The 23,816-nt window shown below is 67.0% G+C and carries 25 protein-coding genes and 1 tRNA gene; 14 read left to right on the top strand and 12 right to left on the bottom strand.

The annotated features are described in order from the left end of the window. Positions 1-38: 38 nt before the first annotated feature. From AC2JAJ_RS13245 to AC2JAJ_RS13230, 4 genes are all read left to right on the top strand, one after another. On the top strand, positions 39-1,025 hold the full coding sequence (locus tag AC2JAJ_RS13245) for a DNA-3-methyladenine glycosylase family protein (protein WP_486415515.1): 987 nt from the start codon (positions 39-41) through the stop codon (positions 1,023-1,025). A gap of 119 nt (positions 1,026-1,144) precedes the next feature. Continuing rightward, positions 1,145-1,732 (top strand): hypothetical protein, encoded by a 588-nt coding sequence (locus AC2JAJ_RS13240; RefSeq protein WP_486415516.1) that lies wholly within the window; start codon positions 1,145-1,147, stop codon positions 1,730-1,732. A gap of 75 nt (positions 1,733-1,807) precedes the next feature. Beyond that, entirely contained in the window at positions 1,808-3,301 is a 1,494-nt protein-coding gene (locus AC2JAJ_RS13235; protein WP_486415517.1) for a C2 family cysteine protease, read from the top strand. A 119-nt stretch (positions 3,302-3,420) separates the two neighbouring features. Next, positions 3,421-3,729, top strand: a complete 309-nt coding sequence (locus AC2JAJ_RS13230) for a hypothetical protein (protein ID WP_221386393.1) — start codon at positions 3,421-3,423, stop codon at positions 3,727-3,729. A 7-nt stretch (positions 3,730-3,736) separates the two neighbouring features. Here the strand turns inward: AC2JAJ_RS13230 and AC2JAJ_RS13225 are convergent, their stop codons facing one another. Further along, on the bottom strand, positions 3,737-5,413 hold the full coding sequence (locus AC2JAJ_RS13225) for an AMP-binding protein (protein WP_486415518.1): 1,677 nt from the start codon (positions 5,411-5,413) through the stop codon (positions 3,737-3,739). A gap of 92 nt (positions 5,414-5,505) precedes the next feature. On the opposite strand from AC2JAJ_RS13225, the gene AC2JAJ_RS13220 reads away from it, so the two are divergent. Continuing rightward, complete coding sequence (locus AC2JAJ_RS13220; RefSeq protein WP_473696621.1) at positions 5,506-5,784, top strand: putative quinol monooxygenase; 279 nt, start codon at positions 5,506-5,508, stop codon at positions 5,782-5,784. Positions 5,785-5,847: 63 nt separating this feature from the next. Here the strand turns inward: AC2JAJ_RS13220 and AC2JAJ_RS13215 are convergent, their stop codons facing one another. Together AC2JAJ_RS13215 and AC2JAJ_RS13210 are read right to left on the bottom strand one after the other, a co-directional pair. Continuing rightward, positions 5,848-6,285, bottom strand: a complete 438-nt coding sequence (locus AC2JAJ_RS13215; RefSeq protein ID WP_221386390.1) for a thioredoxin family protein — start codon at positions 6,283-6,285, stop codon at positions 5,848-5,850. A gap of 83 nt (positions 6,286-6,368) precedes the next feature. Further along, on the bottom strand, positions 6,369-6,923 hold the full coding sequence (locus tag AC2JAJ_RS13210; protein ID WP_486415519.1) for an acyl-CoA thioesterase: 555 nt from the start codon (positions 6,921-6,923) through the stop codon (positions 6,369-6,371). A gap of 70 nt (positions 6,924-6,993) precedes the next feature. Here AC2JAJ_RS13210 and AC2JAJ_RS13205 point away from each other — a divergent pair, with 70 nt between their 5' ends. Together AC2JAJ_RS13205 and AC2JAJ_RS13200 are read left to right on the top strand one after the other, a co-directional pair. After that, positions 6,994-7,728, top strand: coding sequence for a potassium channel family protein (locus AC2JAJ_RS13205; RefSeq protein ID WP_221386388.1), 735 nt, complete (start codon positions 6,994-6,996; stop codon positions 7,726-7,728). Positions 7,729-8,104: 376 nt separating this feature from the next. After that, positions 8,105-9,088: a LysM peptidoglycan-binding domain-containing protein gene (locus AC2JAJ_RS13200; RefSeq protein ID WP_486415520.1), complete on the top strand. Its 984-nt coding sequence runs from the start codon at positions 8,105-8,107 to the stop codon at positions 9,086-9,088. 84 nt (positions 9,089-9,172) lie between these two features. On the opposite strand, the gene AC2JAJ_RS13195 is transcribed toward AC2JAJ_RS13200, so the two are convergent. The 3 genes from AC2JAJ_RS13195 to AC2JAJ_RS13185 form a co-directional block, all read right to left on the bottom strand. After that, positions 9,173-9,598, bottom strand: coding sequence for a CBS domain-containing protein (locus tag AC2JAJ_RS13195; RefSeq protein WP_221386386.1), 426 nt, complete (start codon positions 9,596-9,598; stop codon positions 9,173-9,175). A 322-nt stretch (positions 9,599-9,920) separates the two neighbouring features. Next, positions 9,921-10,002 (bottom strand) — tRNA-Tyr (locus tag AC2JAJ_RS13190). 163 nt (positions 10,003-10,165) lie between these two features. After that, on the bottom strand, positions 10,166-10,399 hold the full coding sequence (locus tag AC2JAJ_RS13185) for a hypothetical protein (protein ID WP_221386935.1): 234 nt from the start codon (positions 10,397-10,399) through the stop codon (positions 10,166-10,168). A 187-nt stretch (positions 10,400-10,586) separates the two neighbouring features. Between AC2JAJ_RS13185 and AC2JAJ_RS13180 the strand changes: the two genes are divergently transcribed. The 4 genes from AC2JAJ_RS13180 to efeB all read left to right on the top strand — a co-directional run bounded on the left by AC2JAJ_RS13180 (position 10,587) and on the right by efeB (position 14,796). Then, on the top strand, positions 10,587-11,078 hold the full coding sequence (locus tag AC2JAJ_RS13180; protein ID WP_018769043.1) for a YajQ family cyclic di-GMP-binding protein: 492 nt from the start codon (positions 10,587-10,589) through the stop codon (positions 11,076-11,078). A gap of 267 nt (positions 11,079-11,345) precedes the next feature. Next, positions 11,346-12,206, top strand: a complete 861-nt coding sequence (gene efeU, locus AC2JAJ_RS13175; protein ID WP_486415521.1) for an iron uptake transporter permease EfeU — start codon at positions 11,346-11,348, stop codon at positions 12,204-12,206. 29 nt (positions 12,207-12,235) lie between these two features. After that, entirely contained in the window at positions 12,236-13,432 is a 1,197-nt protein-coding gene (gene efeO, locus AC2JAJ_RS13170) for an iron uptake system protein EfeO (protein WP_486415522.1), read from the top strand. Continuing rightward, positions 13,429-14,796 carry an iron uptake transporter deferrochelatase/peroxidase subunit gene (efeB, locus tag AC2JAJ_RS13165; RefSeq protein WP_486415523.1) on the top strand — a complete coding sequence of 456 codons (1,368 nt, stop codon included), beginning with the start codon at positions 13,429-13,431 and terminating at the stop codon, positions 14,794-14,796. Before efeO ends, efeB begins: the two co-directional genes overlap by 4 nt. Positions 14,797-14,839: 43 nt before the next feature. On the opposite strand, the gene htpX is transcribed toward efeB, so the two are convergent. Next, on the bottom strand, positions 14,840-15,706 hold the full coding sequence (gene htpX / locus AC2JAJ_RS13160) for a zinc metalloprotease HtpX (protein WP_221386382.1): 867 nt from the start codon (positions 15,704-15,706) through the stop codon (positions 14,840-14,842). Between the two features lie 28 nt (positions 15,707-15,734). Continuing rightward, positions 15,735-17,006, bottom strand: coding sequence for an MFS transporter (locus AC2JAJ_RS13155; RefSeq protein ID WP_486415524.1), 1,272 nt, complete (start codon positions 17,004-17,006; stop codon positions 15,735-15,737). A gap of 80 nt (positions 17,007-17,086) precedes the next feature. Between AC2JAJ_RS13155 and AC2JAJ_RS13150 the strand changes: the two genes are divergently transcribed. From AC2JAJ_RS13150 to AC2JAJ_RS13140, 3 genes are all read left to right on the top strand, one after another. Next, complete coding sequence (locus AC2JAJ_RS13150) at positions 17,087-17,584, top strand: Fur family transcriptional regulator (protein ID WP_221386380.1); 498 nt, start codon at positions 17,087-17,089, stop codon at positions 17,582-17,584. Then, positions 17,581-19,062 carry a catalase gene (locus AC2JAJ_RS13145; RefSeq protein WP_221386379.1) on the top strand — a complete coding sequence of 494 codons (1,482 nt, stop codon included), beginning with the start codon at positions 17,581-17,583 and terminating at the stop codon, positions 19,060-19,062. Before AC2JAJ_RS13150 ends, AC2JAJ_RS13145 begins: the two co-directional genes overlap by 4 nt. A 180-nt stretch (positions 19,063-19,242) precedes the next feature. Continuing rightward, positions 19,243-19,878 (top strand): DUF2461 domain-containing protein, encoded by a 636-nt coding sequence (locus tag AC2JAJ_RS13140; RefSeq protein WP_486415525.1) that lies wholly within the window; start codon positions 19,243-19,245, stop codon positions 19,876-19,878. 21 nt (positions 19,879-19,899) lie between these two features. Here AC2JAJ_RS13140 and AC2JAJ_RS13135 read toward each other — a convergent pair whose 3' ends face one another. From AC2JAJ_RS13135 to adhP, 4 genes are all read right to left on the bottom strand, one after another. After that, entirely contained in the window at positions 19,900-20,505 is a 606-nt protein-coding gene (locus AC2JAJ_RS13135; protein WP_221386377.1) for a TetR/AcrR family transcriptional regulator, read from the bottom strand. Positions 20,506-20,619: 114 nt separating this feature from the next. Then, a complete protein-coding gene (locus AC2JAJ_RS13130; RefSeq protein WP_221386376.1) occupies positions 20,620-22,182 on the bottom strand; it encodes an amino acid permease in 1,563 nt (520 codons plus the stop codon). A 176-nt stretch (positions 22,183-22,358) separates the two neighbouring features. Next, on the bottom strand, positions 22,359-22,766 hold the full coding sequence (locus AC2JAJ_RS13125) for a DUF779 domain-containing protein (RefSeq protein WP_486415526.1): 408 nt from the start codon (positions 22,764-22,766) through the stop codon (positions 22,359-22,361). Next, positions 22,766-23,788: an alcohol dehydrogenase AdhP gene (adhP, locus tag AC2JAJ_RS13120; RefSeq protein WP_486415527.1), complete on the bottom strand. Its 1,023-nt coding sequence runs from the start codon at positions 23,786-23,788 to the stop codon at positions 22,766-22,768. The genes AC2JAJ_RS13125 and adhP overlap by 1 nt, the downstream gene beginning before the upstream one ends. Positions 23,789-23,816 lie beyond the last annotated feature (28 nt).

The following is a 23,816-nucleotide window of genomic DNA, read 5'->3' as shown; positions in this document are numbered from 1 at the left end:
TCCCGCCGTTGTCAGCGGGCCGTGGGACGATGGAAGACATGACCATCGCAGAGGCACCTCCCCGGCTGGCGGCCGCCGCGGACGCGTCACTGCGGTGGTATCCGGAGGGCCCCTACAGCCTGGTCCGCACCCTGGGACCGCTGCTGCGCGGCAACAGCGATCCGTCATTCAGCGTCCAGGGCGATGTCATCTGGAACGCGTTTACGACGCCGGGCGGTCCCGCTACCTTGCGCCTCACCCCAGCGGGCGGCGGCGAGTCAGGTCCGGCGCTGGTGGACGCGCAGGCTTGGGGGCCGGGTGCCGCAGACGCGATCAGGGCAGTGCCGCGGCTCCTGGGGGGCGACGACGACTGGCAGCATTTCGATGAACCTGCCTTCCATGCCACGCTCCCACGCATGGTCCGGGAGGCACGCAGGCGGAGCCTGGCGCTCCGGCTCCCCTCCAGCGGCCGGATGGTGGACCAGCTGGTGCCCATCATCCTGGAGCAGAAGGTGACCGTCATCGAGGCGCGGCGCGCGTACCGGTACCTGGTGCACCGCTATGGAACACCGGCGCCAGCGGCAGGGACCTCCACGCCGCCCGGCCTCTTGGTCGGCCCGACGGCCACGCAATGGCTGCAGGTCCCCAGCTGGGAGTGGCATAAGGCCGGGGTGGGTCCCCAGCGCTCGGCGACCGTCATGCGGGCGCTGCGCTCCGCCGTCGCCCTTGAACGGCTTGCGGCGTTGCCGGCCGCCGAGGCTGCGGAGAAGATGCAGGTCATCCCGGGCATCGGCATCTGGACGGCGGCGGAGGTGGTGCAGCGCACGCACGGTTGCCCGGACTCGATTTCGGTGGGCGACTACCACCTGGCCGCCTATGTGGGGGCCGCACTGACCGGACGCAGGACGGACGACGCCGGCATGCTCCGGCTGCTGGAACCCTGGCGCGGGCACCGGCAGCGTGTGGTCCGGATGATCCAGAGCACCGGTTTCCGGAAGCCCACGTTCGGCCCACGGATGACCATCCAGGACCACCGCGCGCACTGACCTGCGCCCGTTGACCAGCGATCTTTCCGGCGCAGCCGCTTGATCCTGCCGGTGATGGGTACGGCCACGTGGAAGCCTCCTGCGAGGCGGACGGCGGTACCATGACGGAAAGGACACCCATGAGCTCCACTGCAGGCAGCACCGATCCGGCCTCCGCGGTCCCGGCGCACGTCTCTCCCGACGGGCTGGACCCCAGCGCCAAGGACCATGCCTTCGATGAGAAGCTGCGGCTCCAGCTGGCCATCTTCGAGGTCACGCGGGACGCCGGCGGCAAGGGCCTCAGCGAGATCCGTGAGATGCTGCTCGCTGCCTTTGCCAGGCACGGCGTGGAACCGCCGCCGGGCACCTGGGTGGAGTCGGTGGCTTCCTCCGCGTTCTATGGCGAGCCGTACATCGTGGACCTTCCCGCGGCCGTGGCGGCGGACGGGATGGTGCCCGCCCCGAACGATGAGGTCAGGGACCGGCTCGCATCCCAGCGGCAGCTCCAGCAGGAGAAGCTGCCGGCCGGGATCTTCCCCTCCAAGGCCGACTGGAACATTCCGGGCCACGAGGTCAGCCGCGGCAGCACCCGCACGTTATCCCTGACACCGCGGGAAGGTGGCACCGTCCTGGTCGTGGCAGCGCTGGTGGCAGCCGCCGTCGTGGCCGTTGTTGCCGTCCGGGCAGGAACAGGCCGCCGCCCCAACGGATCAGGCCCCCGGAGCTAGCGGGCAGTTCTCCCCATGCCGCACGCGCCTGCCGTCGCTTAGGCTGTTGGAGGCTCGGACTGATTTGGGGGAACAATGGCAGGCATCTATGGGGCGGACGTCGCCCAACTCCGCGCCCTGGGAAAGGCCCTGACGGCCTCATCCGCGCGACTGGCGTCCACCAGGACGGCGCTGTCGAGGGACGTGCGCGACCCAAGCCGGTGGAAAGGGGCCGACGCCGAGGCGTTCCGGAACGACTGGGCCGGTACCCACAGCCTCCTGCTGGGCAAAGTCGTTGAGGCGCTTGCGGAGGCCGGGAAAGCGGCTGGACGGCAGGCGGATGAGCAGGAACTCGCCAGCGGCGCCGGTGGCACGGCAGGCCGGACTGGTGCGTCCGGCGGCCCCGCCGGCAAGGGCGGCGGGGATTCGGCGGCCGAGTACCTGACCGGCGGGGAGCATTCCGTGGCGCGCCACCCCGACCGCGGCGAAGCGAACCTGTCCGCGCCGGAACTGGACAGGCTCCGGGGCCTGGTCAGGGACGCTGCGTCGGGCAGCAACTTCTTTGTCGGCAACGATACGGACGTCAACGAACTCCGTGACGCCCTGGCCGGGCTCAAACCGGCCCAGCTGAACCAGTTGCTGGAGTCGTTGACAGATGATGAGATACGCAGCCTCGGCAGCGGCGCCGCAACCGACGGCAAGGGCCTGTTCAATGGCGAGGGAACCACCCCCTTCGAGCGGCAGCAACTGCTTGACCAGCTCTTGTCCAAGGCGTCGGAGGAGCAGGTGGGCCGGCTGAAAGACCTCATCCCGTGGGCCCAGCCGGATGGAACTGCAATGGGTGACGCTGCCAGGCCCGGCGGTCCAGACCCCGGCACCGCCAACCGGTGGATGAAGCCGGACTGGCCCGTGATCGGGCAGCACCCGGGCACGGACGACATCAGGCAGGGCCAGTACGGGGACTGCGTGGTTTTGGCCGCGGCCGGGGCCATGATCAATGCAGATTCCGGCTGGGCCCGGGAGCACGTGACTGACAACGGCAACGGGACCGTTTCCGTCCTGCTGTATGACAAGAACGGACAGGAGCAGTGGGTCACCGTCACCTCCGACCTGCCGGCGAACAACAAGGGCACACAGATGGGCGCCAAGGCGGGTTTCGGCGGCAACTGGCCGGCCTACGTTGAGAAAGCATTGGCGCAGGTGTACACCGAAGACGACAACAACGACGGGACCAAGGAAGGGACGCCCCCGGACCAGGCGTACCCCCCGGGTCACTACCGCGCCATCGAAGGCAACTGGGGTCCGGACGCGTTCCAGTATTTGGCGGGACCGGACATAGCACGCACCACTGCTCCCGACGATGTCTGGGAGGCTGCCAGGCAGGGACGCGCCGCTTTGGTGACCACCCTCGCCGATCTGCCCCAAGGTGCCCCGGACGGCTATCACACCAGCCACGCCTACTTCGTTACCGGTTTGGATGCGGAAGGAAATATTCTCCTGCAGAACCCCTGGGGTTCGCAGTACCCGGTCCTGACCGTCACACCACAGGACTTCAAAGACAAGTACCAGGACGCATCGGTGGCGCGCTGATGGGACGCCTGCATCGGTTCCACCGTCTCGGAGCTGCCGCCCTCCTGACCCTGGGCACAGGAGCGTGCTCGCCCAGTCCATCCACAGATCCCACGCCCGTTTCCACTGAGGAGCCCACAATGACTGACAGCTGCACCGGATCAGGCGCCTACCGTATCGTCCCTTCAATTCCCGGATCATGGCCGCTGCTTCCCGATTCCAGCAAGGGCGAGAAGTTCACGCCGACTGTGGGACTGGCCGGTACGAGGGCCTCAGCCACTCCCGTAACGGCGGACGTCTCGCTGGCTGCCGATGCCCCGGATCCCACCCCGGTCTACTTCCACGATCTCAAGGTGGGCTCTGAAGCGGCGATGAACGGCTACACCATCAGGATCACCTCGATCTGCGACGGCGAAGTCCTCTTCGACCTGGTGCAGCAGCCGGGGTAGTGGGTAGTCAGAGCCCCAGCCGGGCCACTGCCTGCTCGCGCATCTCCACTTTCCTGATCTTTCCGGAGACGGTCATGGGGAAGCTCTCGCGCACCTCCACGTAGCGGGGGATCTTGTAGTGCGCCAATTTTCCGCGGCAGAACTCCGCCAGCGCGGCCGCGTCCAGCGGTTCGGCCCCCGGCTTGAGGATGATGCAGGCCATCAGTTCCTCGCCGTACCTGCTGTCCGGGACGCCGATCACCTGGACATCCTGGATGGCGGGGTGGGTGTAGAGGAACTCCTCAATCTCGCGCGGGTAGATGTTTTCGCCGCCGCGGACCACCATGTCCTTGATCCGGCCCTCCACCACCACATACCCGTCGTCGTCCATGCGTGCCAGGTCGCCGGTGTGCATCCACCCGTCGGCGTCGATCGCTTCGGCCGTCTTGTCCGGCTGGTTCCAGTACCCGGCCATGACTGCATAGCCGCGGGTGCAGAGCTCGCCGATCTGGCCGCGTTCCAGTTCCTCCCCCGTGGCCGGATCCACGATCCGGCTTTCCAGCTGCGGCATGGTCCGGCCCACGGTCTCGGTGCGCTGCCGCAGGGTGTCCCCCTTGCGCGTCATGGTGGACACCGGCGAGGTCTCCGTCATGCCGTAGCAGATGGCCACGTCCACCATGTGCATGTCAGAGATCACCCGGTTCATCACCTCAACGGGGCACAGCGAGCCGGCCATCACGCCCGTGCGCAGCGTCGACAAGTCGTACGAGGAAAAGTCGGGCAGGGCCAGTTCCGCAATGAACATGGTGGGCACGCCGTACAGGGACGTCCCGCCGAAGTCCTGCACCGCCTCCAGCGCCGCCGCAGGCGAGAATCCACGGCCGGGGATGATGGTGGCGGCGCCGTGGCTGAGCGCGTTCAGGTTGCCGATCACCATCCCGAAGCAGTGGTAGAACGGCACCGGAATGACCACCCGGTCATGCTCGGTGTAGCCCAGCAGCTCACCGATCGCGAAGCCGTTGTTGAGGATATTGTGGTGGGTCAGCGTCGCACCCTTGGGGAACCCCGTGGTGCCGGAGGTGTACTGCAGGTTGATCGGGTCGTGCGGGCTGAGCTCGGCCATGCGGGCCCTCAGGACAGAGTGTGCGACGCCGTCCGCCCGGTTGAGGAGTTCGGCGTACGTGAGTTCCGCGTCCCGTTGCGGCGCGCCGGCTTCCAGCCCGTCCAGGCCGTGGTCCGGGAGGAAGACGAGTTCGCGCAGGTCCGGGCACACGGCCAGCGCCTGGCGTGCCATCCCCACGTAGTCGCTGTTCTTGTCCGAGGGCGCCGTGACCAGCATCCGCATACCGTTCTGCTTGACCACGAATTCAAGTTCGTGGCTGCGGTAGGCCGGATTGACGTTGACCAGGATGGCGCCCGCCTTGGCGGTCGCATACTGCAGGAGCGTCCACTCCGCGCAGTTGGGGCTCCAGATGCCCACCCTCTCCCCCTTGGCCACGCCTAGGGCGAGCAGCGCACGCGCGAGCCGGTCGACGTCGTCGTTCAGCTTGGTATAGCTCCAGCGGCGGGCGTCAGCGCCCGGCACGGGCGCGGCTTCAATCAGCGCGTCATGCAGGGGGAACTGCGCGGCAACGCGCTCAAAGTTCGCGCCAATGGTCTCTTCCAGGAGCGGGACGTCAGTGTCCCCGGCTGTGTAAGCACGCATGCTGGCACGCTACCAACAGGAAGCACCGAGGAGAAGCATGCCGCGGCGCAACACTGCCGGCCCGGCCGCGGGCGCCCGGTATTGTGAAATCCATGAGTGCACCGATTGACCTGATAGCAACGTTCATCCCCAACGAAGGCGAGTTCTTCCGCGTGAAGCTGGCCCTGGAAATCGCCATCGACGAGGTGGTGAACGAGCCCGGCTGCATCCGGTACGAGCTCACCGAAGCCACCGAGGAGAAGCTGGTGCTGACGGAACAGTGGGCGTCGGAGGAAGACCTCGACAAGCACTCCAAGGGCGTTGCCGTCCAGGACCTCAACGAATCCCTCAGTGCACTGCTGGCCGAGCCGGTCAAGGTGGAGCGGGTCTAAGTCGGCCCTTAAACGCATTGCGGGACCTCCAGTTGGAGGTCCCGCAATCGTTTAATTGAAGTCTTAGAAGTCGGGGATCTGCGTGCCGTCCTGGGGGCTGTTCTGCCGGCTGGAAGGATTGCTCGCCGCGGCCGCTGCTTCCTCCCGCTGGCGGGCCACATGGGCGTGGACCTCTTCCATGTCCAGGGCCTTCACCGCGTCCACCACCTGTTCAAGCTGCTGGGCATTCAGGGCGCCCGGCTGCGAGAACACCAGCACCTTTTCGCGGAAAGCCATCAGCGTGGGGATGGAGGTGATGCCTGCCTCTGCCGCGAGCTGCTGCTCGGCTTCGGTGTCCACTTTGGTGAAGAGGACGTCAGGGTGCTTCTCGGAGACTGCCGAGTAGGTAGGGCCGAACTGCTTGCAGGGGCCGCACCATTCTGCCCAGAAATCGACCAGGACAATGTCGTTGCCTTCAATGGTGGATGCGAACTGTTCACCTGTGATGTCAAGGGTAGCCATGTGTCAACGGTACGCGTCCCGGTGCGGCCTGTCGCGGCTGTTCGCTCCCCGCGTCATTGGGAATAACGACGGCGGCACCCGGCTCAGGCGTTGACGTCCCAGAGGTGCGGGGCCGCTGTGCGGCTGCCGGGCAGGGCGCTGGAGGCCCGCCACTCGTGGATCCACTCCGGAAGCTCCAGGTCCGCCGGCGGCGCGCCGAACTCTTCCAGGATGTCGTCCTGGCTGACCGGACGGCCCTTGGCAACCAGCCGGGTGGCGATGTAGGCTCGCGCGTAAATTTCGCCGTCGGCCACCATGCGCTGCTCGAAGAAGATCGCCTTGGTATCCAGCCCGATGATGCGGGTTTCGATCGCGTACTCCTGCCACAGCTGCAGGGATTTGCGGAAGGAGATGGTCTCCGCGGACACCACGGGGCTCCAGCCGCGGCGGCGCATCCGCTTCCAGACGCCGCTGCGCACCATCAGGTCGAACCGGCCCAGGTCCATCAGGGACAGGTACATGCCGTTGTTGACGTGCATGGCGATGTCGATGTCTGTCGGCAGGACGCGCAGCGGCAGGGACGAGGGATCCCAAACCGCCAGGGACGGCCGCCTGGAGGAACGGAACAGCAGAAGCAGGGTTCTCAGGAGCAGGTGCATGACCCAATGCTACCCGCCGGTAACATCCGTGGGGCTTCCGGCCACTCCCATCGGCCGTAGGATTTCCTGCATGACGCAGCAACGCTACCGGGACCTGGCCGAATGGCCGCTGATGGCCACGGCGCTGGTGTTCCTGGCCGCCTATGCCTGGCAGGTCCTGGGCCGGCTCGAGGGCAGCGGAGCGGCCTGGCTTGAGGCCGTCATGTGGGTGACGTGGTGCGTTTTCGTCCTGGACTATGCGGCCAATCTGTGGCTGGCCGAAAACCGGCGGCAGTGGTTTGCCCGTAACCTGCACGAACTGGCCATTGTGGCCCTGCCGTTCTTCCGGCCCCTGCGCCTGCTGCGGCTGGTGACGCTGCTGTCCGTGCTGCACCGGACCGTGGGCGAAACGCTGCGGGGACGCGTGGCCACCTACGTGGCGGGATCAGCGGCCTTGCTGGTCTTCGTCGGGGCCCTGGCGGTCCTGGATGTGGAGCAATGGGCGCCCGACGCCAAGATCACCACGTTCGGCGATGCCCTGTGGTGGGCCACCGCCACCATCACCACCGTGGGCTACGGGGACATGTATCCCGTGACGCCCATCGGCCGGCTCGTGGCGACAGCGCTGATGATGAGCGGAATCGCGGTGCTGGGCGTGGTGACCGCGTCGATCGCGTCCTGGCTGGTCCAGCGGGTGGAGGACACAGCCGAGACAGTGGCGGAAGCCGTAGAGGAGCCCGTGCGGGTGGAAGTGGCCGAGCTCGTAGCCGAAATCGCACTGCTCCGCCGGGAAATCGCCGAGCTGCGGGCAGACCGGGCCCTGTAAGGCCTGTGCCTGTGGTTCTGCGAGCGGCCCGGGAACAAGTAGTGGACCCCGCCGGGCTTGAGTAGCCAGGCCGGAGCGGCCGGGTACTGAGAGCAAAAACTCGGGTAATTCCTACTGGTGCCCGGCCTGGTTCCGCTTTTTAGACTCGGGATTCCTAGGACCAAACATGCACTGGGCAGGTCCCCCGGGTGGCTTCCGGGATTCCGGCCTTCACGCGGAGCTCCGTATTTTCTGGGTATGCGGATGCCTCCATCCTGCGCCGCGCGCGGGCCCCCGGCAGCTGCCGGGGCCTGCGGCGCCACAACATCTCGATCCGTCCGGCGACCTGGCGTGCCCCCCGCACTGCCTGGCCGGACCGTCCCCGGATGGGCTACCCATGAACCAGAAAATCTCCACCTCCCCCGACGGCGTGAGCCGAAGCTTCGCCACCGACGAACCCCGCACCGACCTCACCACTGGACGCGCCGCCATCAGCAACAAGCTTTGGGCGGGCATGGCCACCGCGGCAGTGGTGGCAGCAGTAGGCGTGGGGGCCCTGGCAGCACCGCCCGCCTCGCATAATGGAAGCGCGACGACGGCGGTCCAGGTTGCCGAGGCCGCACTGCCAACGGCGCCGAACACTGCAGCGGCATCCGCTGCCCCTGCTGAATCCGCCGCCGCGGCTCCCGCGGCCGACGCAGCACCTGCGCCGCCGGCCGGGCCCGCTCCTGCGGCTCCGCCGGCACCGGAACCGGCACCCGCACCGGCGCCGGAACCGGCTCCTGCTCCTGCTCCGGCGGGCGATCCCAACCTTTACACCGTGGCGCCGGGTGACACTGTTGGGGCCATTGCTGCCGCCCATGGCGTGGACAGGAATGCCATGCTCGCGGCCAACGGCCTCGGGCCATACAGCACCATCTATCCCGGCCAGACCCTCCTGCTCACCGGACCCGCCGTCGAGGTGGCCGCACCGGCACCCGCTCCGGCCGCGGCGCCCGCCCCGGTTCCCGCTGCAGCCCCGGCCCCCGCCCCGGCACCTGCTGCCGCTCCTGCGGTCCGCACCATCTACGTCGCCGGCTCCGGTGGCCAGGCCATGGTGGACGCCTGCATCGGGCCCATCCACTACACCCCGAACGACGGCTACTCGCTGTTCATCACCGAGCATGATTTCTGCGGCGGCTGGGCACGTTTCTCCGGAATCGGCGTGGGCGAGACGGTGAGCATCCCCGGCTACGGGACGTTCACCGTGACGGCGCGCGGCCAGGTCCCGAATCCAGGAACCACGAACGACGTCATTGCGGTCTTCGGCGGCTTCCCCCGGGCGATCCTGCAGACGTGCATCCCCGGCACCAGCCAGATGCTGCTGATCGCGCTGAACTGAGCCGGCTGAAAACTCCTAAGCTTGTCCGCGGGTCCGAACCTTCCAGGCGGGGATCCGCGGACAAGGCCATGTTGTGCTGGGGCGCTACATCCCGTGGCGTTCCGAAATGTGCTCCACCAGTTCGCCTACGCGCTGCTCGGAGTAGTTCCGCGCGATGTCGCCCTGGCTGATGATGCCCACCAGCTTGTGGTCGGCGATCACCGGGAGCCTGCGCACCTGGTGCTTCTCCATCATGTCGATCGCTGCATCGACATTGGCGTCGGCATCAATCCAGTACGGCTTGCCGGAGGCGAGGTCGCGGGCCATCACCTGGCCCGGATCGCGGCCCGTGGCGACGCACTTGATCACGATGTCGCGGTCGGTGATCATGCCCATCAACTTGCCGTCGTCACCGCAGATCGGCAGCGAGCCGCAGTCAAGGTCCAGCATCATCCGGGCCGCGTCCGTGAGGGACTCGGATTCCCTGATACACCGCGCATCAGTGGTCATGAATTCGCGTACAGCACTCATTGAGTCCTCCTTCATCGATAGGAATATCGACGCAGGGCATCGGGGCACATGCGCCGATGCTGCCAGACTACGCCCGCACCAACACGGTGTCGACGGCGGCCGGAAACGTCCACCAGACAACGCACCATCACCTCCCGCCTCCCCCACAGCGCGCCATCACCTCCCGGGGAAATACGACGGCGGTGCTGCCGCGGCAAGGTCCGGAGGTCCCGGCAACACCCTGGTGGCGGCGCGTCCGTCGACACAGGGCAGGACGTGATGAGGGGATCGGGGCACGAAAAAGCCTCCGGAACCTGGTGGTTCCGGAGGCTTTTCCTTTGGGTGGCAGATGAGGGATTCGAACCCCCGTAGGCGTTGCCAGCTGATTTACAGTCAGCCCCCTTTGGCCGCTCGGGTAATCTGCCGAACTTCAAAAGAAGTACCCGCTGATGCAGTCTTCGGAGCGTCCGTTTCCGGGCCGTTCCGCTTCAGTAACCGCGGGCAAGACAACTTTACAGAACTTCCGCCGAAGAATCGAATCGGGACCCGACCGACCCGAAAATCCTTGAAACGGCAGGGAAAAGCAGCTCAGGCGTCGCCCAGGATGCGGCCGGCCAGCTTCGCCTCAAAACTGAGTGCCTGTTCTTCGGTGATCTGGTTCAGCTGTACTGCCCGCTGGAGGTCTGCCCGCACGCCCTCCAGCCGGGAAGAGGCGTCCGCCACGGGGCTGAAAACCACTGAGGCCGCCACAGCGGCCGCCGCCACCGAGGTGGCTGCTGCTGCGGTGGTCCGGGTGACGTAGCGGGCGGCTTTGCGGTGCATGGAGTTCCCTTCGTACTGGTCCAACTTGCTCCAACTTTTCCCGGGCCTCCTTCGTTCCCCCGGTACGTCCGCTGGGAGGGAACTGTGAATACGGCAACCCCCACCAGCCGGACCATCCGTATTAGGCTGGAACGCAGAGATCCATGCCCTGTCTCCGCACAGGGCTCCCACCAGCAAAAGGAGAGTCATGGCAGGCGAGTCAACGTTCGACGTCGTAAGCAAAGTGGACAAGCAGGAAGTGGCGAACGCGCTGAACCAGGCCCAGAAGGAGCTTGCCCAGCGCTACGACTTCAAGGGCGTCGGCGCCGAAGTGGATTTCAGCGGCGAGAAGATCCTCATGAAGGCCAACTCCGAGGAACGCGTCCTGGCGGTCCTGGACGTACTGCAGTCCAAACTGATCCGCCGCGGCATCTCGCTGAAGTCCCTGGACACCGGCGAGCCGTACGCCTCCGGCAAGGAATTCCGGCTGGAGGCTTCCATCAAGGAAGGCATCGCCCAGGACCTGGCCAAGAAGATCAACAAGCTGATCCGCGACGAGGCTCCCAAGTCGGTCAAGTCCCAGATCCAGGGCGACGAGCTCCGGGTCTCCTCCAAGTCCCGCGACGACCTGCAGGCCACCATGGCGCTGCTGAAGGACTTCGAGGAAGCGGACCTGCAGTTCGTGAACTTCCGCAGCTAACCCCTGCCCAGCGTCGCTTTCGACGCGCAAAGCGTATGCAGCTACCCGAAAAGGCTGGCGCACCCCGGATATGGGGCGTGCCGGCCTTTTTGCGTAGCGGGGATGACCACGCGCTGAGCGGGAGACTTCACCTGATGCGGACGGGGCGGCCGACGCCGGAGGTAACCAACCCGAATTAACGCACATTTAGTTTGCGTAATAGCAGCCGCCGGGTAATCTCTCTCTTAGGCCTTCCTAAGTAAGGCTTACCTGAGTGAAAGAATTTCCATGACAGCCAACTTCCTGATCGGCCTGCGCGAAGGACTCGAAGCCACCCTGGTGGTGGTCCTGCTGATGGCCTACCTGGCCAAGACCGGCCGGCGCCACCTCATTGCCCGCCTCTGGGTGGGCGTGGCCGCGGCAGTTGCCGTCTCCGTGGGCTTCGGCGCCCTGCTGACCTTCGGACCCCAGGGCCTGACGTTCGAGGCGCAGGAAGCCATCGGGGGCACCCTGTCCATCGTGGCCGTTGGCCTGGTGACATGGATGGTCTTCTGGATGGCGCGTACAGCCCGGACCCTGGGCAGCGACCTCAAGTCGCGCGTCGACAGGTCCGCAGGCGGAGCAGGCTGGGGCCTGGCCGTCGTCGCCGCCATCGCCGTTGGCCGCGAAGGACTGGAAACGGCCCTGTTCCTCTGGGCAGCCGCCAAGGCCACCGGCGAGTCCACCCAGCCGCTGATCGGCGCCCTGCTGGGACTCGTGGCCGCGGCGGGATGCGGCTACCTGCTGCACCGCGGCGTCCTCAAGGTCAACCTCTCCCGGTTCTTTACCTGGACCGGAGCGGCGCTGATCGTGATCGCGGGCGGAGTCCTCGCGTACGGTGTCCACGACCTCCAGGAGGCCCGCTTCCTGCCTGGCCTGCACGTCCTGGCCTTCGATGTCAGCGGCGCCGTCCCGCCGTCGTCCTGGTACGGCACGCTGCTCAAGGGCACCCTGAACTTCTCCCCCGCCACCACCTGGCTTGAGGCCGCCGCTTGGCTGGCCTACGTGCTGCCGGTGCTGTTCCTCTACCTGCGCACCAACCGCACGTCACCACCCAGTCCAGCCGCTACCGGCAACAACGCTGCCGCCAACGCCGTAGTGGCCGCCTGACCCCCTCCACCCGCACCAAAGGAAACCCCATGCCTTGCTTCACCCTGCCCAAAAACACCCGTGCCACTCCCGGTACCAAGAACACTTCACTGGTTGCCGCCGTCATGGCAGTTCCCCTGCTGGTCACCGGCTGCACTGACAACACCAGGGCCGCCGACACCTCCCCCGGCGCCATCCAGGTGGTCAGCTCGGCCACCGAATGCAAGGTGTCAGCCGGCAGCGTGCCCAGCGGCAACCTCACCTTCAGCGTCAAGAACGAAGGCACGGAGGTGACAGAGTTCTACCTGCTGGCAGCGGACGGACTGCGCATCGTGGGCGAGGTGGAGAACATCGGCCCTGGCCTCACCCGCAACCTTGTGGTCACCGCCCCGGCCGGCACCTATACCACCGCCTGCAAGCCGGGCATGGAAGGCGACGGCATCCGGGGCGCCCTGGAAGTGACCGAGTCCGGCAACCAGCCCTCGGCGGACGCGGACTTCCAGCACCTGCTCGATACCGCCACCGGCCAGTACGCGTCCTACGTCAAGGACCAGAGCGAACAGCTGCTCACCGGCACCCAGCAGTTCGCCGCCGCCTTCGCCGCCGGGGACGCAGAGAAGGCACGGTCCCTGTACGCCGCCACGCGCCAGCACTGGGAGCGGATCGAGCCGGTGGCGGAGTCCTTCGGGGACCTCGATGCGCAGCTCGACGCCCGCGAAGCCGACCTCGAGCCCGGCCAGGAGTGGACCGGGTGGCACCGCGCGGAGAAGGACCTCTTCCCGCCGGCGGACTACACCGCCCTCACCGCTGCCGAACGCGCGTCCATCGCCGACCGGCTGGTGGCCGACACCAAGGACCTCGTGGAGCGTACCCGCACCCTCGAATTCACCGCTGACAACCTGGGCAACGGCGCCAAGGAACTCCTCGACGAAGTGGCCACCGGAAAGGTGACCGGCGAGGAAGAGATCTGGTCGCACACGGACCTCTGGGACTTCCAGGCGAACGTCGACGGAGCCCGGATCGCCTTTGAGAACCTGCTGCCCGCGCTGCAGCAGAAGGATCCTGCCCTGGCCGCCTCGCTGAACGAGAAGTTCGCGGCCCTGCAGGCCGAGCTTGCCACCCACGCCCAGGGCGGCGGCTTCACCTCCTACGACAAACTGGCACCGGAACAGGTCCAGCGGCTGGCCTCCCTGGTTGACGCGCTGGGGGAACCGCTGTCCAAGCTGACCGCGGCGGTGGTCCTGTGACCGGCTGCCCGTTCGGCGGCCAGCCGCCTGCAGGAGCGGCAGCTTCGGAGGCCCGCGGTTCGGCCGGCGCTGCGGCACCGGAACAGCCGACGGCGGGACCGCGCGTCAGCAGGCGCGGCCTGCTCAGTCTCGCCGGGCTGGGCGGTGCAGCCGCCGGGCTTGCCGCAGGCTTCCTGGGGCACGACGCTGTGGCGGCCACTGCGGCTCCGGCGCCTTCCGCCGACAGCCCGGTGGTCCCCTTCCACGGCGACCACCAGGCGGGCATCACCACTGCCGCGCAGGACCGCCTCCATATGGCGGCGTTCGACGTCACCACCACCAAGCGGGAAGAGCTGGTCCAGTTACTCAAGGACTGGACCGAGGCTGCGGCAGCGCTGACTGAGGGCCGGCCTGCCGGGGCAACGGGCGCTGTGGACGGGCCCTACGGCGCGCCGCCGGAGGACACCGGGGAGGCGCTTGACCTGAACGCGGGAAAGCTGACCCTGACCTTCGGTTTCGGAGCCAGCCTGTTCGAAAAGGACGGCGCGGCCCGCTTTGGCCTGGAAGGGCGGAAGCCCGAGGCCCTGATCGACCTGCCGCATTTCCCCGGCGACGACCTCGACCCTGCCCGCAGCGGCGGGGACCTGGTGGTGCAGGCCTGCGCCGACGATCCCCAGGTGGCCGTCCACGCCATCCGGAACCTGGCCAGGATCGGATTCGGGAAGGTGCGGGTCCGGTGGTCCCAGCTGGGCTTCGGCCGCACGTCCTCCACCTCCCGCGCCCAGCAGACCCCGCGGAACCTGTTCGGCTTCAAGGACGGCACCAACAACCTCAAGGTCGAGGACCGGCAGCTGCTGGACCAGCACGTCTGGGCCAAGGCTTCACGGCCGGAGGACGCGTGGCTGGCCGGAGGCAGCTACCTGGTGGCCCGCCGCATCCGGATGCACATCGAGACGTGGGACCGGACCTCCCTGGGCGAACAGGAAGGCCTGATCGGCCGGACCAAGGGAACAGGCGCGCCCCTCTCCGGCGGAGAGGAGTTCACCGAACCCGACTTCGCCCGGCAGGGCAAGGGCGGCAAACCCCTGATTCCACTCGATTCACACATGCGGATGGCCCACCCCGGCCAGAACAACGGGGTCCGGATGCTGCGCCGCGGCTACAACTACACCGACGGTTCCGACGGCGTGGGCCACCTCGACGCCGGACTGTTCTTCATCGCCTTCGTCACCGACCCGCGGACCCACTACGTGCCCATGCAGATGGCCATGGCCAAGGGCGACACGCTGGCCGTGGAATACCTCAAACACACCGGATCGGGCCTGTTCGCCGTCCCCGGCGGAGTGAAGCCGGGCGGCTTCATCGGCGAGGGGCTCTTCACCTAGGAGTTCCTGGCCGCCCAAGGACACGTCCGACGGCGGGTCCCGGCTACTGCGGCCGGCCCGCCATCCGCTCCAGCCTGGAGATCCGGTCGCGCATCGGGGGGTGGGTGGCGAAGAGCTTGTTGATGGCGCCACCCCGGAACGGGTTGGCAATCATGAGGTGCGAGGCGTTGACCAGCCGCTGGTCCTGCGGCAACGGGGCAAGGCTGACGCCGCGCTCAATCTTGGCCAGGGCTGATGCGAGCGCCAGCGGATCTCCGGTCAGCTGGGAGCCGTCCTCGTCGGCGTCGTACTCCCTGGTGCGTGAGATGGCCATCTGGATCAGCGACGCCGCGAAGGGCGCCAGCAGCGCCATGGCGATCATCGCCAGCGGATTGGCATTGCGCCGGTCGCCGCCGCCGAAGAACAGCAGCATCTGGCCCACCGAGGTGATGACGCCGGCGACGGCGGCAGCCACCGATGAGGTGAGGATGTCGCGGTTGTAGACGTGCATGAGTTCGTGGCCGAGGACCCCGCGCAGCTCGCGGGCGTCGAGGAGCCGCAGGATGCCTTCAGTGCAGCAGACCGCGGCGTTTTGGGGGTTGCGGCCGGTGGCGAAGGCGTTGGGGTTCATGGTGGGCGAGACGTAGATGCGCGGCATGGGCTGGTTGGCGCGCATGGAAAGCTCGCGCACTATCTGGTAGAGCTGCGGGGCCTGGGCTTCGGACACCGGGATGGCCTGCATGGCGCGGATGGCGATCTTGTCGCTGTTCCAGTAGCCGTAGAACGTGGTGCCGACGCCGATCAGGGCCATGATCCAGATGGGCGTGGAGCTGCGGGTACCGACGCCGATAAGTCCACCAAGACCCAGCAGCACCGCCCACAGCACCCCGAACAGCGCGGCCGTCTTCAGGCCGTTGTGATGGTTGTGCACGTTTCCTCCTTGCTCAAGGAACGGTCCACTACGGCACCGGGTTCCGGGCGTCATACCTGCCGAAGCCCGGCTGCAGTTTCGCCGCCAGCCACGCCCCCGCGATGCACAGCGCACCGCCGAGCAGCAGGACCCAGCCCTCACTCAAAATCTTAGTCCCGCCGCCGGCCAGCAGGTCCCCGATGCGCGGACCGCCGGCCACCACCACGATGAAGACGCCCTGGAGCCTGCCACGCAGGTGGTCCGGGGCCGCGGCCTGAAGGATCGTGTTGCGGAAGACGCTGCTGATCGAATCGGCGATGCCGGCCAGCGCGCAGCAGATGGCGGCGGGAACCAGCCACGGTGTCACGCCGCCGTCCGGCGCGTGCCCGGCCAGCAGCACCACCAGCCCGAACGCTCCGATGGAGGCGCCCCACCCCATGACGGAGATGACGACGGCGGTCCCCTGGCGGCGGACCATCCCCAGTGGGCCGGAGAACAGGCCCGCGAGGAAAGCCCCGACGGCGGTGCACGCGAGCAGGATGCCGACCGTCGCCTCCCCGCCGCCGATGGACAGGGCGGCGACGGCCGGCAACAACGCACGCGGCTGGGCCAGGACCATGGCGATGAGGTCGATGATGAAGGTCATGCGGAGATTGGGCCGGGTGCCCAGGAACCGGAACCCCTCGATGACGGATCGGAGCCCTACCTTGCTGCGGGTTCCGGCCGGTGGCATCGGCGGAAGGCGGTAGACCGCCCAGAGCACGAAGGCGAAGCTCACAAAGTCGATCGTGTAGGTCCAGCCGAACCCGAACAAGGCAACAAGCACGCCGGCCAGCAGCGGCCCGGCGGTCATGGCGAGGCCCATGGACAGCATGCTGAGAGCGTTGGCAGCCGGCAGTAGTTCCTTGCGGATGAGCATGGGGATGATGGCGCTGCGGGCCGGCTGGTTGATGGCCTGCGCCCCGCTTTGCAGTGCTACAAGGAGATAGAGGACCCAGACGCTGCCCAGCTGCAGCCAGGATTGGAGCGCGATCAGGCCGGTGGTCAGCCACAGCACCGCGGAGGCCAGCAGGGCGATGCGCCGGCGGTCGTGCGCGTCCGCGATGGACCCGCCCATCAGGCCGCCCACCACCAGGGGCACCAGCGCGAAAACGCCCAGCAGGCCCACGTAAAAGCTGTCGTGCGTCAGCCGGTAGACCTCAAGGCTCACAGCCACCAGGGTGAGCTGGCTCCCCACGGCGGACACCGCGGATCCCAGCCAGAGCCGGCGGAATGCCGGGCTTTCCTTGAGCGGCCGGACGTCGGCCAGAATCTTCCCCACCCGGCAACCCTAGCGGGCGACACGGACAGGTTAGCCACGCCTTATTGTGACTTACTAATAATAAGTGCTTCAATGGAGCCATGACGGAGCACTTCGACGGCCAGGAAGCATGGGCAGCGGCCCTGCGTGCCCACGGCCGCAGGGTGACCAAGCAGCGGCTTGCCGTACTGGCCGCCGTCGATCGCCACCCCCACTCCCCGGCGGAAAGCATCCTGGCTGCGGCCCGCACCGAACTGCCCGAGCTGACTGCCCAGTCGGTGTACGTCGTCCTCGGCGACCTGACGGACCTGCACATGCTGCGCCGGTTCGAACCTCCCCACTCCCCCGCCCTGTATGAAACGCGCGTGGGCGACAACCACCACCACGCGATCTGCATCAGCTGCGGCCGAGTGGAGGACGTGGACTGCGCCGTCGGCCATGCTCCCTGCCTCACGCCCCACTGGAACCCCGACGCCAAGCCGATGACCATCCAGATCGCGGATGTCATGTACCAGGGCATCTGCCAGGACTGCCAGCGGGCCCAACAACTTCCTCCCCAGTCGTCCCTTACAAGAAACAAAGAAATAGGAGAACAATGACTGCCGTTTCAACAACCCAGTCAGGTGCGCCGGTTACGTCCGACGCGCACTCGAAGTCAGTTGGTGCCGATGGTGCCATCATCCTGACTGACCACTACCTGGTGGAAAAGCTCGCCCAGTTCAACCGTGAGCGGGTTCCGGAGCGCGTAGTGCACGCCAAGGGCGGCGGTGCATTCGGTACGTTCAAGACCACCGAGGACGTCTCCAAGTACACCAAGGCCGCGTTCCTGCAGCCCGGCGTCGAGACCGAGATGCTGATCCGCTTCTCCTCCGTGGCCGGCGAGAACGGTTCCCCGGACACCTGGCGCGACCCGCGCGGTTTCGCCGTGAAGTTCTACACCAGCGAGGGCAACTACGACCTCGTGGGCAACAACACCCCCGTGTTCTTCATCCGCGACGGCATCAAGTTCCCGGACTTCATCCACTCCCAGAAGCGCCTGCCGGGCACCCACCTGCGCGACGCCGACATGCAGTGGGACTTCTGGACCCTGTCCCCCGAGTCCGCCCACCAGGTCACCTGGCTGATGGGTGACCGCGGCCTCCCCGCCTCCTGGCGTGAAATGCAGGGCTACGGCTCGCACACCTACCAGTGGATCAACGCCGCCGGTGAGCGCTTCTGGGTCAAGTACCACTTCAAGTCCAACCAGGGCGTGAAGAACATGACCTCCGAGCAGGCCGAGGCCCTGGCCGGTTCCGACGCCGACTTCTACATCCGCGACCTGCACGAGAACATCGAAGCCGGGAACCTGCCCTCCTGGGACCTGCACGTCCAGGTCATGCCGTACGAGGACGCCAAGACCTACCGCTTCAACCCGTTCGACCTGACCAAGGTCTGGCCGCACGCGGACTACCCGCTGATCAAGGTCGGCACCATGGAGCTGAACCGCAACCCGGAGAACTACTTCGCGCAGATCGAGCAGGCCACCTTCGCGCCGTCGAACTTCGTGCCGGGCATCGCCGCGTCCCCGGACAAGATGCTGCAGGCCCGCATCTTCTCCTACGCCGACGCGCACCGCTACCGCGTGGGCACCAACCACGCCCAGATCCCGGTGAACCAGCCGAAGAACCAGGTGAACAACTACAGCCAGGACGGCCAGGGACGCTTCCTGTTCAACGCGCCTTCCGTTCCGGTCTACGCACCCAACACCTTTGGCGGCCCGGCTGCGGTTGAGCCGCAGAACGTCGCCGGCGGCTGGGAGAACGACGGCGAGCTGACCCTCGCCGCGCACTCCCTCCACGCCGAGGACGGCGACTTCGTCCAGGCCGGTGCGCTGTACCGCGAGGTCTACGACGAGGCCACCAAGGCCCGCTTCCTCGAAACCATCACCGGCGCCGTAGGCGGCGTCAAGCGTTCCGACATCAAGGAACGCGCCATCCAGTACTGGACCAACGTCGACGCCGAACTCGGTGCCAAGCTGCGCGCAAACCTTGGTGCAGCTCCGCTCTCCGAGGCAGAAGCAGCCAACAAGATCGGCTAGTACTGCCCCCCCACGGCGGGAACCATCCGGTCCTGCCAATTTCGGGCTTCGTCAGGACACCCCTCCCGGTCTTCCGGGCGGGGTGTCCTGCCGTTTAAAGAGCGGTTTTGCACATAGGGTTTTGCACATACGGTGCGCGGAGCCTGGCCGGTTGCGGCGGCCCGGCCCTAGGCTCCATCCATGAACACATTCGCAGGCATCCCGCCGGAGGCCTTCCGGTTCTACGCGGAGCTGGAAGAGAACAACAACCGTGAATGGTGGCTCGGGCACAAGGACACCTATGACTCCGCCGTCAAGGAACCCCTCACCGAACTCCTCGCCGGCCTGGAACCCGAGTTCGGGCCGGCCAGGCTGTTCCGGCCCTACCGGGACGTCCGCTTTTCGCAGGACAAGTCACCGTACAAGACCGCGCAGGGCGCCTTCTCCACCCGGCAGGAGGGGGTGGGGTTCTACCTGCAGGTGAGCGCGGACGGGCTGCTGATCGGCGGCGGCTACCACTCCCACACGCCCGCACAGCTGGCCAGGTTCCGGGCCGCCACCGACGCCTCGGCGAGCGGCGCCGCGTTGCAGGAGATCGTCGATGCCGTGGCGGGCGCCGGCTTCACCATCGAGGGCGAGAAGCTCAAAACCGTCCCCCGCGGTTTCGCCAGGGACCACCCGCGCGCCGAATTGCTCAAGCACAAGTCCTTGTCGGCAGGGGTGGAAGTGGGCCAGCCGGAGTGGGTCTCCACGCCCGCAGTCCAGGACGAGGTCGCGGCAAGGTGGCGGCAGCTGCGGCCCCTCGTGGAATGGGTGGGGAGGTACGCGGCGCCGTAGGTGCATGCCCCGCGGCAGGCGTCAGGCGCCCTGCGCGGCGGCGGCCAGGCGGGTGTCGAGGTTGTTGAAGAAGACCGCCAGCATCAGCTCGAAGGCCTTGGTGGCGGCTTCCGGCTCATTCATCACCACGAAGTCGAACTGCAGGCCGTAGAAGGTGGAAGTAAAGAGCCGGGCGTCGGTGTCGGCATACTCCTCCGCGATCCCCTGCACCATGAGCCAGTCCCGGGTCTTGTGGTGCAGCAGGCGGAAGTTTTCCTGCGAACTCCCGCGCGGCTCGCCGGCAACGATGTCCTGTGCGGTCGCCTCGAATTCGAGCCTGGTCAGGTGGCGGTTACGCTGCGCCATGGTCCACTGCCAGGAGTCCAGCAGGAACGCCCGCCATGCGTCGCGGTCGATGTCGCGGACGTCGGTGCTGCGCATCCAGTCCAGCCGGGATTCGATGGACGCGACGATGTCGTTGATGAGCTGGTCCCGGTTGCCGAAGTGGTAGACCAGTACGTAGGCACTCACGCCCAGGCCTTCGGCGAGGCTGCGGAAGGTCAGCTCCGCGAGCGTCTTGTCCATCAGGTAGTCGAGGATGGCGGTGAGCAGTTCGGCCTTGCGTTCGGACCGGGAGGGACGTGCCATGCTTCCATCCTAGGAGCCCGGAACCGGCGGGCCGGAAACGCCCGGAGCCCGATACGCGTCTGCCCGCCCGGGCAAAGTCCGGGCGGACAGAAACGGCAGGTGTTGCGGAGGAGCTCAGGCGCGGCTGAACTCGTCCTCGTCGTCACGGCCGGCAGCGGCGGCGGGGTCTGCCTGGGGTGCGCGGTTGACCGAGGCGCTTGCCTCGGCGAAGCGCTCGTTGAGCCGCGAGTGGCGCTGGCCGTAAGCGAAGTAGATGGCCAGCCCGAGGAGCAGCCAGAAGGCGAAGAAGATCCACGTCTCCACGGCGAGGTTGGTCATCAGGTACAGGCACAGCACGGCCGACACGATCGGCAGCACCTTGCCGAACGGTACACGGAACGCAGGCTTCAGGTCCGGGCGCTTCTTGCGGAGGACCAGGATGCCCAGGCTGACCACCACGAAGGCTGACAGCGTGCCGATGTTGATCATTTCCTCCAGCAGGTCCACGTTGGTCAGCCCTGCCACCAGGGCCACCGCGGCGCCGCAGATGATCTGGAGGCGGGCCGGCGTCGAACGCTTCTCGCTGGTCTTTGACAGCGACCGCGGCAGCAGGCCGTCGCGGCTCATGGCCAGGACCACGCGGGACAGGCCCATGAGGAGCACCATGATCACGGTGGTCAGGCCCACCAGGGACCCGAAGGCGATCACCTTGGCGGCCGAGGTGTCCCCTACCGCTTCGAACGCAGTGGTGAGGGTGGGGCTCTTGGCCTCGGCGAGCTGGGTGTAGGACACCATGCCGGTCAGGGCCAGGGAAACGAGGATGTACAGCAGGGTCACCAGCGCCAGGCCGCCGAAGATGCCGCGGGGCAGGGTCTTCTGCGGGTTCTTCACTTCCTCCGCTGAGGTGGCCACCACGTCGAAACCGATGAAGGCGAAGAACACCAGGGCGGCGCCGGCGAAGATGCCAAGCGTGCCGTACTGGGCGGGGGCGGCGCCGGTGAGGAAGCCGAAGAAGGACTGCTTCAGGACATCGGCGGCACCGGTTCCGGCCGTGGGCTCAGCAGCGGGAACGAACGGCGTGTAGTTCTCGAACTTCACATAGCTGAAGCCCACCACAATCACGAACAGCACGACGCCGATCTTGATGAGGGTGAAGATGTTGCCCACCCGGGCTGAGAGCTTGGTGCCGAGCACCAGCAGCACGGTGAAGATGGCAACGATCAGGAAGGCGCCCCAGTACAGGTCCACACCGCCCAGGGAGATGGCCGGCGGGATATCAGCGCCCATCAGGGCAAACACCTTGCTGAGGTAGATGCCCCAGTACTTGGCGATCACGGCGGCCGCGGTGAACAGCTCAAGGATCAGGTTCCAGCCGATGATCCAGGCGAGGAGCTCGCCCATGGTGGCGTAGGTGAAAACATAGGCGGAGCCGGCAACGGGGATGGCGGTGGCGAACTCTGCGTAGCACATGATGGCCAGCGCACAGGTGACGGCGGCGACCGCGAAGGACACGGTCACGGCGGGACCGGCAAAGTTGGCAGCTGCCTTGGCGCCAACGGAGAAGATACCGGCACCCACTGCCACGGCGACGCCCATAATCATGAGGTCCCAGGTACTGAGGGAACGCTTGAGCTTGCGTCCGGGCTCATCGGCGTCGGCCATGGACTGCTCAATGGACTTGGTCCGGAGAAGATTCATTGGGGAATCACAATCCTGGTTTGTGATGGAAACAGACCTATCAACGATAGTGTCCATCCAGTGGACGGCCCCAATCGTCCCACATGGTGAGACGGCCGGTTTTCCGAACTTTGTTCTGGAAAACGCGTTCGGGGCCCTCCGAATGGAGAGCCCCGAACGTATTTTGACCGAATTCCTCAGGCCGGCCAGTCCATCAGCGTGGACCGGATGAGGAAGCGCTTGCCTTCCGGCGCCTCCACCGAAAACCCGCTACCCCGGCCCGGAACCACGTCCACTGTGAGGTGTGTGTGGCTCCAGTATTCGAACTGCTCCCGCGACATCCAGAACTCCAGGGGCCGCGGGGCCACGCCGTCGGACAGGTCGAACAGCCCGAGCAGGACGTCGGAGCCGCCGGTGATGAAATCCCCCGCCGGATAGCACATGGGTGAGGACCCGTCGCAGCAGCCGCCGGACTGGTGGAACATCAGCGGGCCGTGCCGGTCCCACAGCATCTGCAGCAGCGCCACGGCGTCAGGCGTCAGCGCCACCCGGGAGAACTCCTCCCCCGGCAGCGTCGCGGCGGCCTCGATCCCCTGGGCCGGCATCAGAACCTCAGCACCACGCGGCCGTCGATCTTGGCGTGCTTCATTTCGTCGAACACCGCGTTGACCTCGGAAAGCTCCCGCACGGAAACCGTGGGATGGATCTTGCCACGGGCGTAGAAATCCAGTGCTTCCTCCAGGTCCTGCCGGGTGCCGACGATCGAGCCGCGGACCGTCAGTCCCTTGAGCACAATCTCGAAGATCGGCGCCGGGAAGTCCCCCGGCGGCAGCCCGTTGAACACGATGGTGCCGCCGCGGCGGGCCATCCCGATGGCCTGCCCGAATGCGGACGGGTGCACCGCAGTAACCAGGACTCCATGGCAACCCCCTGTTTCACGCTGGATCACTTCCGCCGGGTCTTCGTGCAGGGCGTTGACGGCCAGTTCGGCGCCGTGGGCCTTGGCGAGCGCGAGCTTGTCGTCGGCGATGTCCACGGCGGCAACCCGTAGGCCCATCGCCACCGCATACTGCACGGCGATGTGTCCCAGTCCGCCGATCCCGGAAATCGTGACCCACTGGCCCGGCCGGGCCTCGGTCATCTTCAGTCCCTTGTACACGGTGACGCCGGCGCAGAGCACCGGTGCCACCTCGACGGGGTCGGATCCCGCCGGTATCCGCGCCGCGTAGCGCGAGTCCACCAGCATGTACTCCCCGAAGGAGCCGTCCACGCTGTAGCCGCCGTTCTGCTGGGCCTCGCAGAGGGTCTCCCAGCCGGTGCGGCAGTACTGGCAGTCGCCGCACGCGGACCACAGCCAGGCGTTGCCCACCAGGTCGCCGATGGCGAGGTCGGTGACGCCCTCGCCCAGGGCCACCACTTCGCCCACCCCTTCGTGGCCGGGAACGAACGGCGGGGTCGGTTTGACCGGCCAGTCGCCTTCGGCGGCGTGGAGGTCGGTGTGGCAGACACCGGTGGTGAGCACCTTGACCAGCGCCTGCCCGGGCCCCGGTTGGGGGATGGCGATGTCCTGGACGGAGAGGTCGGAGCCGAATGTGGTTACTACTGCTGCTTGCATTGTCGTCGTCATTGGCGAAATCCTTGCGTCGTTGTAGCGG

The organism is Arthrobacter sp. MOO21 (assembly GCF_057369995.2).
This window is presented reverse-complemented; position numbering and strand designations above follow the sequence as displayed.